The 13,195-nt window shown below is 74.6% G+C and carries 12 protein-coding genes; 2 read left to right on the top strand and 10 right to left on the bottom strand.

All coding sequences use genetic code 11. From position 1 onward, the window contains the following. Positions 1–44: 44 nt before the first annotated feature. A complete protein-coding gene (locus AC0OO9_RS22575) occupies positions 45–1,385 on the bottom strand; it encodes an aminotransferase class I/II-fold pyridoxal phosphate-dependent enzyme (RefSeq protein WP_484512167.1) in 1,341 nt (446 codons plus the stop codon). Positions 1,386–1,419: 34 nt separating this feature from the next. On the opposite strand from AC0OO9_RS22575, the gene AC0OO9_RS22570 reads away from it, so the two are divergent. After that, positions 1,420–2,664, top strand: a complete 1,245-nt coding sequence (locus AC0OO9_RS22570; protein ID WP_484512166.1) for a bifunctional pyridoxamine 5'-phosphate oxidase family protein/GNAT family N-acetyltransferase — start codon at positions 1,420–1,422, stop codon at positions 2,662–2,664. Next, on the top strand, positions 2,661–3,329 hold the full coding sequence (gene leuE, locus AC0OO9_RS22565) for a leucine efflux protein LeuE (protein ID WP_484512164.1): 669 nt from the start codon (positions 2,661–2,663) through the stop codon (positions 3,327–3,329). The genes AC0OO9_RS22570 and leuE overlap by 4 nt, the downstream gene beginning before the upstream one ends. Before the next feature lie 10 nt (positions 3,330–3,339). Here leuE and AC0OO9_RS22560 read toward each other — a convergent pair whose 3' ends face one another. From AC0OO9_RS22560 to AC0OO9_RS22520, 9 genes are all read right to left on the bottom strand, one after another. Beyond that, positions 3,340–4,266 carry a sporulation protein gene (locus tag AC0OO9_RS22560; protein WP_484512163.1) on the bottom strand — a complete coding sequence of 309 codons (927 nt, stop codon included), beginning with the start codon at positions 4,264–4,266 and terminating at the stop codon, positions 3,340–3,342. Between the two features lie 164 nt (positions 4,267–4,430). Continuing rightward, positions 4,431–5,495 (bottom strand): hemolysin family protein, encoded by a 1,065-nt coding sequence (locus AC0OO9_RS22555; RefSeq protein WP_132232910.1) that lies wholly within the window; start codon positions 5,493–5,495, stop codon positions 4,431–4,433. Next, positions 5,492–6,841: a hemolysin family protein gene (locus AC0OO9_RS22550; RefSeq protein WP_132232908.1), complete on the bottom strand. Its 1,350-nt coding sequence runs from the start codon at positions 6,839–6,841 to the stop codon at positions 5,492–5,494. Before AC0OO9_RS22550 ends, AC0OO9_RS22555 begins: the two co-directional genes overlap by 4 nt. A 195-nt stretch (positions 6,842–7,036) precedes the next feature. Further along, on the bottom strand, positions 7,037–7,402 hold the full coding sequence (gene mnhG / locus AC0OO9_RS22545; RefSeq protein ID WP_484512161.1) for a monovalent cation/H(+) antiporter subunit G: 366 nt from the start codon (positions 7,400–7,402) through the stop codon (positions 7,037–7,039). Then, complete coding sequence (locus AC0OO9_RS22540; protein ID WP_484512159.1) at positions 7,402–7,671, bottom strand: MrpF/PhaF family protein; 270 nt, start codon at positions 7,669–7,671, stop codon at positions 7,402–7,404. The genes mnhG and AC0OO9_RS22540 overlap by 1 nt, the downstream gene beginning before the upstream one ends. Continuing rightward, positions 7,668–8,249, bottom strand: coding sequence for a Na+/H+ antiporter subunit E (locus tag AC0OO9_RS22535; protein WP_484512158.1), 582 nt, complete (start codon positions 8,247–8,249; stop codon positions 7,668–7,670). The genes AC0OO9_RS22540 and AC0OO9_RS22535 overlap by 4 nt, the downstream gene beginning before the upstream one ends. After that, positions 8,246–9,751, bottom strand: a complete 1,506-nt coding sequence (locus AC0OO9_RS22530) for a Na+/H+ antiporter subunit D (protein WP_484512157.1) — start codon at positions 9,749–9,751, stop codon at positions 8,246–8,248. Before AC0OO9_RS22530 ends, AC0OO9_RS22535 begins: the two co-directional genes overlap by 4 nt. A gap of 25 nt (positions 9,752–9,776) precedes the next feature. Then, positions 9,777–10,256, bottom strand: a complete 480-nt coding sequence (locus AC0OO9_RS22525) for a Na(+)/H(+) antiporter subunit C (protein ID WP_484512155.1) — start codon at positions 10,254–10,256, stop codon at positions 9,777–9,779. Beyond that, on the bottom strand, positions 10,253–13,087 hold the full coding sequence (locus AC0OO9_RS22520; protein WP_484512153.1) for a Na+/H+ antiporter subunit A: 2,835 nt from the start codon (positions 13,085–13,087) through the stop codon (positions 10,253–10,255). The genes AC0OO9_RS22525 and AC0OO9_RS22520 overlap by 4 nt, the downstream gene beginning before the upstream one ends. Positions 13,088–13,195 lie beyond the last annotated feature (108 nt).

Below are 13,195 nucleotides of genomic sequence, written 5' to 3'. Positions count from 1 at the left end.
CGTCACCCGCCCCGGGTCGTCCGGGGTCGCGGCAGGCTCCCCGCTCACGCCGTGAAGCCGGGGGCGGGGGTGGGCCGGACCGCCCGGGCGACGGCCCCGGCCAGGTCCGGGATCTCCGCCTCGTCGAGCGAGCTGACGGTGATCCGCAGCGCCGGCGGGCCGGCGATGCGGTGCAGCGCGCCGGGCGCGACCGCCCAGCCGGCGTCGCGCAGCGCGGTCAGCACGCTGGTCTCGTCGTCGACCGGCAGCCAGACGTTGATGCCGCTGCGGCCGTGGGCGACCAGGCCGTGGCCGGCGAGCGCGTCGATCAGCCCCGTGCGCCGCCGCTCGTAGCTGCCGGCGGCCCGGTCCACCAGCCCGGCCACGGCGGGGTCGCGCCAGAGCGCCAGGACGAGCCGTTGCAGCACGGTGGAGACCCAGCCGGCGCCGACCCGGGCCCGGCCGGCCACCCGGGCCACCGTGGTCTCGTCGCCGACCAGCACGGCCACCCGCAGGTCGGGGCCGAACGGCTTGCTCACCGAGCGGACGAAGGCCCACGCCGGGGTCGCCCCGGCGAGCGGGTGCAGCGGTACGCGGGCCAGCTCGGCGGCGTGGTCGTCCTCGATCAGCAACAGGTCGGACCGGCCGGCGAGCAGGGCGCGCAGCTCCCCGGCCCGCTCGGCGGAGACCGCCGCGCCGGTGGGGTTCTGGGCCCGGCTCGTCACGATCAGCGCCCGCGCGCCGGCGGCGAGCGCGGCGGCGACCCCGGCGACCAGCGGACCGTCGTCGTCGACCGGCACGCCGATCGGCCGCAGCCCGAGCGCGGCGACCAGGTCGAGCAGGTTGGCCCAGCCCGGGTCCTCGACCGCGACCGCGTCGCCGGGGCGCAGGTGCGCGCCGAGCAGCCGCTCGATGCCGTCCAGCGCGCCCCCGGTGACGGTCAGCTCCGTCGCCGGTACGCCGTCGGCGGCCAGCCGCTCGCGGGCCGCCTCGGCCAGTTCGGGCAGCACCCCGGCCGCGGGGTAGCCGACCGGCTCGCCCGCGGCGGCGGCGAGGCCGGCGAGGTGCGCCCCGAGGGGCGGCAGCAGCCGCACGTCCGGCTCGCCCCGGGAGAGGTCGCGCAGGCCGGGGGCGGTCGGCGGGCGCAGCGCGGAGCGGCGGGACGCCACCGGCGGCCGGGGCCGGACCCGGGTGCCGTGCCGGCCGGCGGTGACCACCAGGCCGCGCTGGCGCAGCTCCTGGTAGGCCCGGGCCGCCGTGGCCGGGCTCACCGCGAGCCGGGCGGCGAGCTCCCGCACCGGGGGCAGCGCGTCGCCGGGGGCGAGGGCGGCGGAGCGGATGCCCGATTCGATGCTGGCCGAAATCTCGGCGGCCGTCGTACCGGCGACCTGATAGCGTGCTGACACAAATCAGAGATTGTACTAGAACAAAGGTCGAGCCATGTACGCACCCACCGACCGGACCACCGCCAGCCGCTCCCGGGAACGGATGAGCTACGACGAGACCGCCGCGCACGCGATCCTCGACGAGGCGTACGACTGCGCGCTCGGGTTCACCGTCGACGGCGAGCCCCGGGTGCTGCCCACCCTGCACGTCCGCGTCGGCGACACCCTCTACCTGCACGGCTCCACCGGCAGCCGGCCGCTGCTCGCCGCCCGGGGCGACGGGCTGCCGGTCTGCGTCGCCGTCACCCTGCTCGACGGCCTCGTCTACGGCCGCTCGCAGTTCCACCACAGCGCCAACTACCGCTCGGTGGTCGCCCACGGCACCGCCCGCCTGGTCACCGACCAGCGGGAGAAGCTGCGGATGCTGACCGCCCTGGTGGAGAAGGCCGCCGCCGGGCGCAGCGCCGACAGCCGTCCGCCCTCGCGCCGGGAGCTGGCCGAGACGGCCGTGCTGGCCCTGCCGTTGCGCGAGGTGTCGGTGCGCGCCCGCACCGGCGGCGTACGCGACGAGGAGACCGACCTCGCCCTGCCGCACTGGGCCGGCGTGGTGCCGCTGCGGCTGACCGCCGGGTTGCCCGAGCCCGACGCCGGGGTGGCCGCGCCGGTGCCGGCGTACCTGCGGGAGCGGACCTCGCCGTGGCTCGACCCGGCGGTGCTGCGTGGGGAGCACGTGCTGCTGGAACCGCTCGACCTCGCGCACGCCGACGAGCTGCACGCCGCGACCGCCGACCCGGAGGTCTGGCGGCACCTGGGCAGCCCGCAGCCGGCCGACGCCGCCGGTACCGCCGACGGGATCGCCACCGCGCTGGCCGCCCACCGGCGGGGCGAGCGGGTGCCCTGGGCGCAGCGCTGCGCGGTGACCGGGGCGGTGGTCGGCAGCACCTCCTTCTACGAGGTGGACCCGGAGCGCCGGGCGGTGGCGATCGGCTACACCTACCTGGGCCGGCCCTGGTGGCGCACCGCGATCAACACGGAGGCGAAGCTGCTGCTGCTCACCCGCGCCTTCGAGGAGCTGGGCGCGGAGCGGGTGGTCTGGCACACCGACATCCGCAACGAGCGCTCGCAGCGGGCCATCGAGCGCCTCGGCGCGTCCCGCGAGGGGGTGCTGCGCCGGCACCGGCTCCGGCCGGACGGCTCCTGGCGGGACACCGTGCAGTATTCGATGATCGTCGACGAGTGGCCGAACGCACAGGTCACGCTCCGGGAAAGGCTTCGCCGGACGGCACCCGTGGCCCCATGATGGCGGGCGTGCTGGGCATCACCGACATCTGGACGTACGTGCTGGGCACCGTGGCGATCGTTCTGCTGCCCGGTCCCAACTCCCTCTTTGTGCTCTCCACCGCCGCGCAGCGGGGCGTGGCGACCGGCTATCGGGCGGCCGGCGGGGTCTTCGTCGGCGACGGGATACTCATGTTCCTCTCCGCCGCCGGCGTGGCGTCGCTGGTCCAGGCGTACCCGCCGCTCTTCCTCGTGATCAAGTACGCCGGCGCCGCGTACCTCGGCTATGTGGGGTTGACCATGCTGCGCGGCGCGTGGCGGCGCTGGCGGACGCGCAACGACCCGGCCGCCCCGCGGCTCATCGACGCCGCGGAGCCGTCGGCGCTGCGCAGCCCCTTCCGCAAGGCGCTGGTGATCAGCCTGCTCAACCCGAAGGCGATCCTCTTCTTCGTCTCGTTCTTCATCCAGTTCGTGGACCCGGGCTACGCCTGGCCGGCGCTGTCGTTCCTGCTGCTCGGGCTGATCGCCCAGGTCACCAGCGCGCTCTACCTGACCGCGCTGATCTTCACGGGCACGTTCCTGGCGGCCCAGTTCCGTCGGCGCCACCGCCTGGCCGCCGGCGCCACCACGGGCGTCGCCGCGCTCTTCCTCGGCTTCAGCCTCAAGCTGGCCACCGCCACCGCCTGACCCGGTCGGGTCAGGTGCCGTCGCCGCCGCCGGAGCCGCCGACGCCGGCTCCGCCGGCCGTGCCGCCCAGCCCGAAGCCGGGGTGGATCGGCTCGTCCGGCGGGCGGCTGACGTGCGCCGACTCGGAGAGGGTCGCGGACCAGTCGGCGTGCGCGGCGGCCGCGGCGTGCCGGTTGATCGCCGTACGCAGCCAGGCGTCCACGGTCGCGATCCAGTCCCGCTGGTCGGCGCCCACGTGCCAGACCCGGAACCGGCTGATGCTCTGGTGGGTGATCCCGGCCAGGGCCAGCCGCCGGTCCAGCCAGAGGATCACCTCCAGGCCCGCCGGCTCGGCGATGAATATCAGCTCCAGCTCGGTGATCGGCCCGGCGTAGAGCGGCGCCACCCAGTAGCCCAGCCGCTGGTGCAGCGGCAGGGTCTGCGCCACCCCCGGCAGCCGCCCGTCGACCAGGCCGGCCTGGCGCATGCTGAAGCCGAGCGTGTCGAGGGCAGCCAGGACGTGCGACTGGGTGGGCAACGGATGCACGAAGACCGGCACCATCGCGCCCTGGTCGAGGCGGGGCTCGACCGCCACCTCCGTACGCAGCCCCATCCGCAGGCTGAGCAGGGGCACCCCGCCGAACACGGTCACCGGGGTCTCCCACGGCAGCGGGAACTCGAACGGGATCGACCGGCCCCGCCCGGCCCGCAGCACGAACGCGTCGGCCACCGTCGCCTGGTGGAACTGCACCAGGCGACGGGGCGCCTCCGGGTCGTCCGGCTCGGCCGTGGTGACCAGACCGAGCCGGACGTGCAGGACGGGTACGTCGGTGGAGCCGGCGACGACGGTGACCCGCCCCGGCAACCGCAGCCCGGGACGGGTGCTCGCGTTGGCCAGGGCGGTCCGCACCGACAGTCCGGTCCAGCCGGACTCCGGCGACACCCCCGTCAACCGCACGGCACTCCCCCGTCCGCCACCGGGCTAGCTCGGCCACTTCCATGGTCGCGGACCTCGCGCGTGGCCCCTCCATGGTCGCGGACCTCGCGCGTGGCCCCCTATATGGTCGCGGACCTCGCGCGTGGCCGCCTTGACTTCGGCGAGCAGCGGCCACCTATCCGGTTTCATCTCATGCGTCGACCCCGCGGCACCGGGTCGGTCTCGTCGTCGAACTCGCCGATGACCTCCTCCAGCAGGTCCTCCAGCGCGACGAACCCGACCGGCCGGGTCGGCCCGCCACCGTTGCGCACCAGCGCGAGCTGGGACTGCCGGGCGCGCATCTCCGCCACGGCGTCGGTCACCGACGCCGAGGCCGGCAGGGTCAGGGCGTTGGTCATCAGGTCGCCGGCGGTGACCGCGCGCCCCGTGGTGGTGGCCCGCACCGCCTCCCGGACGTGGACCAGGCCGCAGACGTCGTCGTTGGCGTCCAGCACGGCCAGCCGCGACCGGCCGCTGTCCCGGCTGACCTGCTCGATCCGGTCGGCGCCCTCGTCCCGGCGCACCGTCACCATCTGGTCGAACGGCTCCATCACCTGGGCCACCGTGGTGCCCTGCAACTCCAGCATGCTGGTCAGCATCTGGTGCTGCTCCGCGCCCAGCAGCCCGTGCTCGCGCGACTGCTCCAGCAGCATGCGCAGCTCGTCCGGGCCGTGCACCTGGGCGAGCTGGTCCTGCGGGTTGACCTTGACCAGCCGCAGCATCGCGTTGGCCAGGGCGTTCATCACCGACAGCACCGGGCGGGCGACCCGCGCGAAGGCGCGGAACGGCAGCGCCAGCAGCACCGCCGAGCGCTCCGGGTGGGTGATCGCCCAGGACTTCGGCGCCATCTCCCCGACCACCAGGTGCAGGAAGGTGACGAGACTCAGCGCGAAGATCAGCGCGATCACGTGGCTCGCGGCGTCCGGCAGCCCGACCGCGTGCAGCAGCGGGCTCAGCAGGTGCTCGATCGCCGGCTCGGCGAGCGCGCCGAGCCCCAGGGTGCAGAGCGTGATGCCGAGCTGCGCGCCGGCGAGCATCAGGGACAGCTCGCGTACGCCGTCGAGCGCGGCCCGGGCGGCCCGGCCGCCTCCGGCGGCCGCGTGCTCCAGCCGGTAACGCTTGCTGGCCACCAGGGCGAACTCGGCGGCCACGAAGAAGCCGTTCAACGCCAGCAGGATCACCGACGTGAAGAGTGCGATGCCGGGGCTCATGCGGACACCTCCCCGGGCTCGGCGATCCGCAGTCGGACCGAGTCGGCCACGTGCCGGTCGACGGCCAGCACCTCGACCAGGGCGCGCGGCTCCTCCGCGCCGTCCTCGCCGTCGGCCGGCAGGCTGATCTCCAGCCGGTCACCGACCTCGGGGACCCGTCCCAGCTCCCGCATGACCAGGCCGGAAAGCGTGTCGTACTCCGGTGCCTCGGGCAACGAGATGCCGGTGCTGTCGGCCACCTCGTCGATGCGCCAGCGGGCCGGCACCACCCAGGAGCCGTCCTCCTGGCGGGCCGGGGCGCGCTCCGGCGGGTCGTCCTCGTCCCGGATCGGGCCGACGAGTTCCTCGGCGATGTCCTCCAGCGTGATCACGCCGGCGAAGCCGCCGTACTCGTCGACCACGCAGGCGAGCTGCCGGTGGCCGGAGCGCAGCCGGTCCAGCACCGTCGGCAGCGGCAGGGTCTCCGGCACCAGGAGCGGGGGGCCGGCGACCGCGCTGACCGGGGTGCTCGCGCGCCGCTCCGGGGGTACGCCGAGCACGTCGGCGATGCCGACCACGCCGACGAGGTCGTCGACGCCCTCGGTGCCGCGCACGGGGAAGCGGGACTTGCCGGTGTCGAGCAGCTCGACCACCCGGCTGAGCGGCTCGTGCGCGCGTACGGTGTGCACGTCGACGCGGGGCACCATGACCTCGCCCGCGGTCAGCCCCCGGAAGTCGAGCCCCCGGTCGAGCAGCGTGGACATCTCGTCGGTGAGGTGCCCCTCCTGGCGGGACTCGGCGATGATCTGTTCCAGGTCCTGCGGGGTGGCGCCGCTGGGCAGCTCCTCGATCGGCTCGATGCCGACGCGGCGCAGCAGCCGGACCGCGGCCCGGTCGAAGAGCTTGATCAGCGGACCGGCGACCTTGAGGTAGATCAGGGTGGAGCTGCTCAGGGCCTTCGCGAGGGGCTCGGGCCGGGCGATGGCGAGGTTCTTCGGGGCCAGCTCGCCGAGGACCATCTGCACCACGGTGGCGATGACCAGGGCCAGGGCCACCGAGAGCGGCAGCGTGACGGCCGTGGAGACACCGGCGAGCCCGAGCAGCTCGGCCAGCCCGGCACCGAGGAACGGCTCGGCGACGTAACCGACCAGCAGGGCGGTGACGGTGATGCCGAGCTGCGCCCCGGAGAGCATGAACGACAGCCTCGCGGTCACCTCCAGCGCGCGGGCGGCGGCCTTGTCGCCGTCGTCTGCCAGCTGCTTGAGCCGGCCCCGGTCCACGGCGACATAGCCGAACTCCTGGGCCACGAAGTAACCCGTGGCGACGGTGAGAACGATGATGAGTAGAAGACCAACGACGATCAACACGGGTCGCTCAGGGCTCCCGGGGTCGTCGGGGTCGGGATACGCCGGGCACGACCCGGCTGGCTACTGCTGCCCTCCTGGGCAGAAGAGTCGATCATGCGGCCCATTTTATCGGGATCGGCTGGATATCCGCTGAAGGTGTGCCGAAGGCCCCCGGACGTCCGCGGCGCGAGGCAGCCGCAGGCCGCAGACCGCGGGTCAGGACGGATCGCCCCCGCCACCCGCACGGCGGTCGGCGGACGCGAGCTCGTCGGCGTCGAGCAGGCCCGGCTCGACCCGGCCGGCCCGGTACGCGGCCCGGCCGATCATCTGGGCCGCCACGGGGGCGGTGGCCAGTTGGAAGATCCCGACCAGCGCCACCATGCCCAGGTCGGCCGGGGTACGCAGGCGCAGCGCCACGCCGAGCAGCAGGAGCAGCACCCCGAGCACCTGCGGCTTGGTCGCGGCGTGCATCCGGTCCAGCGTGCCCGGGAAGCGCAGCACCCCGATCCCGGCGGCGAGGCTCAGCAGGGCGCCGGCCACCAGGCAGCCGCCGCCCAGCCAGTCGGCCAGCGTGCTCCACATCAGGCCTCCCCGTCCTCACGCACGGCGAAGCGGACCAGCGACACCGACCCGACGAAGCCGAGCATGGACAGCGCCACCAGCACCGGCAGGGTGGTGGCGTGGTGGTTCACCGCGGCCTCCGCGCCGACCGCGCCGACCATCGTGGCGAGCAGCATGTCGGCCGCGACCACCCGGTCGATCAGCGACGGCCCCCGGTAGAGCCGGATCAGGGCCAGCAGCGCGGTCACCGAGAACAGGATGGTGAGGGTGGCGGCGAGGAACGTGATCACGGTTCGGGTCCCCTCTCGACGGGATCGGCGCTGACCCGGCGCAGCTCGGCGTCGGAGCCGACCGCGCGGACGATCCGCCGCTCGACGGCGAGGATCCGTTGCCGGCTGCCGCGCAGGTCCTGCGGGCCGTGGGTGTCGAACACGTGCACGTAGAGGACTCCGACGTCCCGGTCCACCTCGACGATCAGCGTGCCCGGCACCAGCGAGATCGCCTCGGCGGTGAGCGCCAGGTTCAGGTCGGTACGCACCCGCAGGCGGACCGCGATGATCGCCCCCCGGGGCTGGTATCCGGGCTGCACCGCGACCCGGGCGACGTGCACGCTGGCGCTGACCAGTTCGCCGACGAAGCGCACCGCGAAGACGAACAGCGGCCCGGGGCGCAGCCGGCCGCCGAAGCTCACCGGCGGCAGCGGGAAGAACAGCAGCACGGCACCGGCCACCAGCGTCCCGCCCGCGAGGTTGCCCCACGAGAAGTCCCCCCAGAGCAGGCTCCAGACCAGCACCAGCCAGCCGAAGGCGATCAACCGGTCGCGCCGCCGCCCCCGCCCGCGCGGCGGCGCCCCGGAGGCGGGGGTCACGGGACACCGGCCGGCAGCACGGAGCGGATGTACGGGGTGCGCTCGCGCAGGTCGACCGCCGCGTCGGCGGTGACGTCGAACAGCGGCCCGGCGACGACGGTCAGCGCCAGCCCCAGCCCGACCAGCGCGATCGTCGCGCCGACCATCAGCGCCGGCAGGTGGACGACCGGCTCGGTGGTGGCCAGCCGGGGCGCGCGCCAGAAGGCGATGTTCCACACCCGCGAGGCCACGTAGAGGGTGAGCAGGCTCGTCACCGTCCCCGCCGCGACCAGCACGCCGGGCAGCGGCTCGCCGGCCGCGACGCCGGCCTGGAGCAGGCCGAGCTTGCCGAGGAACCCGGAGAAGGGCGGAATCCCGGCGAGGTTCATGGCGGGGACGAAGAAGAGGACGCCGAGCAGCGGGGCCGCCCGGGCCAGCCCGCCGATGCGGCGCAGGTCGGTGCTGCCGGCCCGCTCCTCGACGAGGCCGGCGACCAGGAACAGCGTGGTCTGGATGGTGATGTGGTGCACCACGTAGAAGATCGCGCCGGAGAGCCCGGCGACGGTGCTCAGCCCCACTCCGAAGATCATGTAGCCGATGTGGCTGACCAGGGTGAAGGAGAAGAGCCGCTTCATGTCGGACTGGGCGACCGCGCCGAGGATGCCGACCACCATGGTCAGCCCGGCCACCACCATCAGCAGCCCGGAGACGTGGCCGCCGGGAAAGAGCAGCGTCTCGGTGCGGATGATCGCGTACACGCCGACCTTGGTCAGCAGGCCGGCGAAGACCGCCGTGACGGGGGCCGGCGCCGTCGGGTAGCTGTCCGGCAACCAGGCCGAGAGCGGGAAGACCGCCGCCTTGACCCCGAAGGCGAGCAGCAGCATCAGCTCTAGGGTCAGCCGTACGCCGTCGGGCAGCGCGTCCAGCCGGTGCGCCAACTGGGCCATGTTCAGCGTGCCGGTGGCCGCGTACACCAGCCCCACCGAGGCGAGGAAGATCATCGAGGACAGGATGCTGACCACCACGTACGTCGAGCCGGTGCGGATCCGGGTCTCGGTGCCGCCGAGGGTGATCAGCACGAAGCTCGCGGCCAGCAGGATCTCGAAGCCGACGAAGAGATTGAACAGGTCGCCGGCGAGGAACGCGTTGGTCACGCCGGCGGTCAGCACCAGGTAGGTGGGGTGGTAGATGGTCACCGGGACGGTCTCGCCGAAGTCCCCCTGCCCCTGGCCGACGGAGTAGAGCAGCACGCACAGGGTCACCGCCGAGGAGACCACCAGCATCAGCGCGGCGAGCTGGTCCGCGACCAGCACGATGCCCACCGGCGCCGGCCACCCGCCGACCTGGACCACCACCGGCCCGTGCCGGTACGCCTGCACCAGCAGCACCGCCGCCACCGCCAGCGTGGCGGTCAGGCAGGCCACGCTGACGACCCGTTGCGGCCCCGGCCACCGGGCCAGCAGCAGGGTCAGCGCCGCGCCCAGCAGCGGCACCACCACGGGCAGCGGCACGAGCCAGCTCATCGGGCGCCCCGTCCCGCGTACCCGGTCATCCGGGGCCCTCCCCGCGGCGAAGCCGGCGCGGCGGCTCCGGGTCGACCTGCTCGGGGTCGGCGTCCGGGCCCTCGCCGCCGAGGTCGGCGGCGGCCAGTTCGCTGCGCTCGGCCGCATGCCTGATCTGCCGGTCCTCGATGTCGTCGGGGACCTCGTCGTCGCCCGTGAGATACCAGCTGCGGTAGCTCACCGCCAGCAGGAACGCGGTCAGCCCGAAGGTGATCACGATGGCGGTGAGGATCATGGCCTGTGGCAGCGCGTCGCTCAACCTGCCGGCGGGCGCCGTGCCGACCACCGGTGCGGCACCCGAGCGCCCGCCGAGCAGGATGAGCGCGTTCACCCCGTTGCCGAGCAGGATGACGCCGAGCAGGATCCGGGTCAGGCTGCGTTCCAGCAGCAGGGTGACGCCGCAGCCGACCAGCACCCCGACGGCGACGACCAGCACCAGGGTCGGCCCCGCGCCGGCCGTCCTCACGCCCGCTCCCCCTGCCCGTCGACCCGCAGACCGCCCCCGGACTCGCCGGCCGCCTCGATGTGCCGGTCCACCTCGGCGCCGAGGCTGCGCAGGATGTCCAGCACCAGCCCGACCACGACCAGGTAGACGCCCACGTCGAAGAAGAGGGATGTGACCAGGTAGAAGTCCCCGATCACCGGAAGCCACAGGTTGATCCGGGCGCTCTCGAGCACCGTGCCGCCCGCGAACAGGGCGACGGCGCCGGTGCCGATCGAGACGAAGAGGCCGGCGCCGAGCACCGTGCCGGCGCCCACCGGGGCGGCCTCGGCCAGCTCGTAGCGGCCGCCGGCCAGGTAGCGCACGGCCAGCGCCAGGCTCGCCACCAGGCCGCCGGCGAAGCCGCCGCCCGGCGCGTTGTGGCCGGCGAAGAGCAGGAACAGGGAGAAGACCACCACCGTGTGGAAGACCAGGCGGGTCACCACCTCGAGCACGATCGAGCGCTGCCGCTCGTGCAGGGTCGCCCCGCCGCGCAGCCAGACCCGGTGCCCCGGCCGCTGCACCCGGTTCGGCCGCTCCGGGCGGCGCGGGCGGGGCCCGGTCCGGGACCGCTGGAAGACCAGGCTGGCCACGCCGGTCGCGGCCACCACCAGCACCGACAGCTCGCCCATCGTGTCCCAGGCCCGGATGTCGACCAGGGTCACGTTGACGACGTTGCGGCCGTAGCCGTGGGTGACGGCCAGGTCCGGGAACTCGGCGGAGATGGTGGGCGCCCGCCTGGCCGAGGCGGCGGTCAGGGCCAGCCCGCCGACCACCACGCCGACCACCAGCCCGATCGTCCGACGCGCCCACTTCAGGCGTCTCGGTCGGGCCGAGAACCGCTCCGGCAACCGGCGCAGCACCAGCACGAACACCGCGATGGTGGCGGTCTCGACGAGGAACTGGGTCAGTGCCAGGTCCGGCGCGCCGTAGACCACGAAGAGCATCGCCGTGCCGTAGCCCGTCATGCCCACCAGCAGCATCGCCGTCAGCCGCCGGCGGGCGCCCACCGCCAGCACCGCCGCGACGGTCACCACCGCCACCACCACGACCTGCAGCGGGCTGTCCCAGAGGGCGATCCGTTCCCGCCACGGACGGGTGGCCAGCATCGCCCCGCCGGGCACCAGGACGAGCACGACCAGGATGACGCCCAGGTACTGCGGCAGCGAGCCCCGCTGGGTCGCGCCGGTGACCCTCATGGCCAGCCGGTCGAAGCGGCGGATGAACCACTCGTACCCCTGGTTGCCGCTGACCGGGACGTGCAGCCGGGCCAGCACCGGGGCGAGCGGGCCGCGCAGCGCGAACAGCGCCGCGCCGCCGGCCACGGCCAGCGCGGAGAGGCCGAGCGCGGGGCTGAGGCCGTGCCAGAGCGCCAGGTCCTTGCCGACGACGCCGAACGACTCGGCGTACGGGCGGAGCAGACCGTCGAGGATCCCGGCGGCCGGGCCGGCGGCCAGCCCGACGGCGGCCAGCAGGGCCGGCGGGGCGAGCATCGACGCGGGGATCCGCCCGGGCACGGCCGGTTCCACGCCCGGCCGGGTGGCGAACGCGCCCCAGACGAAGCGGGCGCTGTAGGCGACGGTGAGCGCCGTGCCCACCACCAGCACGGCGACGACGGCCGGCCGGTCGGTGAAGGCGGCCAGCACGGCCTCCTTGGCGACGAAGCCGACAAGCGGCGGCAGCCCGGCCATCGAGGCGGCGGCGAGCACCGTCACGGTGACGAGCAGCGGCGCCCGACGCCCCAGCCCGGACAGCTCCCGCAGGTCGCGGGTGCCGGTGCCGTGGTCGATGATGCCGACGACGAGGAAGAGCGGCGCCTTGAACAGGGCGTGCGCCAGCAGCATCGCCACCCCGGCCAGCGCCGTGTCGGGGGTGCCCGCCCCGACGGCCACCGCGATCAGGCCGAGCTGGCTGACCGTGCCGTACGCCAGCAGCAGCTTCAGGTCGGTCTGCCGCAGCGCCGCCCAGCCCCCGGTCAGCATGGTGGCCAGGCCGGCGACCACGACCACCGGCCGCCACGGGCCGGCGCTCGCCAGCACCGGGGCGAGCAGCGCGATCAGGTAGACGCCGGCCTTCACCATCGCGGCGGCGTGCAGGTACGCGCTCACCGGCGTCGGCGCCGCCATCGCCACCGGCAGCCACGAGCTGAACGGCAGCACCGCCGACTTGGCCAGTGCCCCGACGAGGATCAGCACGACCGCCGCGACGAGGTACGCCCCGCCCGGCAGCGGGGCGGCGGCGATCTCCGACCAGCGGTAGGTGCCGGCGTGCCCGCCGAGCATGATGAACCCCACAAGCATCGCCAGCCCGCCGAACGTGGTCACGGTCAGCGCCTGCGCCGCCGCCCACCGGCTGGCCCGCCGCTCGGCGCTGTGCCCGATCAGCAGGTACGAGAAGACCGTGGTGAGTTCCCAGCACACGTAGAGCAGCAGCAGGTCGTCCGCGAGGACCAGGCCGAGCATCGCCCCCGCGAAGGCCACCAGCACGGCCGCGAACCGGGCCACGCCGGCGGACTCCCGACCGAAGTAGTGGGCGCTGTAGACCAGGACCAGCGCGCCGACGCCGCCGACGAGCAGGGTCATCAGCCAGGACAGGGTGGTCAGCCGCAGCGCCAGGTCGACGCCGAGCTGGCCGATCCACGGGTACGTCTCGACCACCGCCCCGCCGTCGTGGACGGCGGGCGTGCGGGCCAGCGCCCAGCCGAACGCCGCCGCCGGCGCCAGCGCCAGCGGGTAGCAGGCGCGGGGACCCCACCACCGGACGAGCAGCGGCGCGACGAGGGCCGCCACGAAGTGGAGGATCAGCAGTACGAGCACCCGCGCTCCCGGTCGAGGTGGCTGCGGCGCGCGCCGGGGGTGGGACGGCACCTAGGTGCGATCACACGCCAGATCGTCGCCCGGCGGGCGGTTTTGCGCGAATTCGTC

Source organism: Micromonospora sp. USAFONa4 (genome assembly GCF_057197825.1).
Note: the sequence above shows the minus strand (reverse complement) of the source record. Positions and strands in the feature narration are given on the sequence as shown.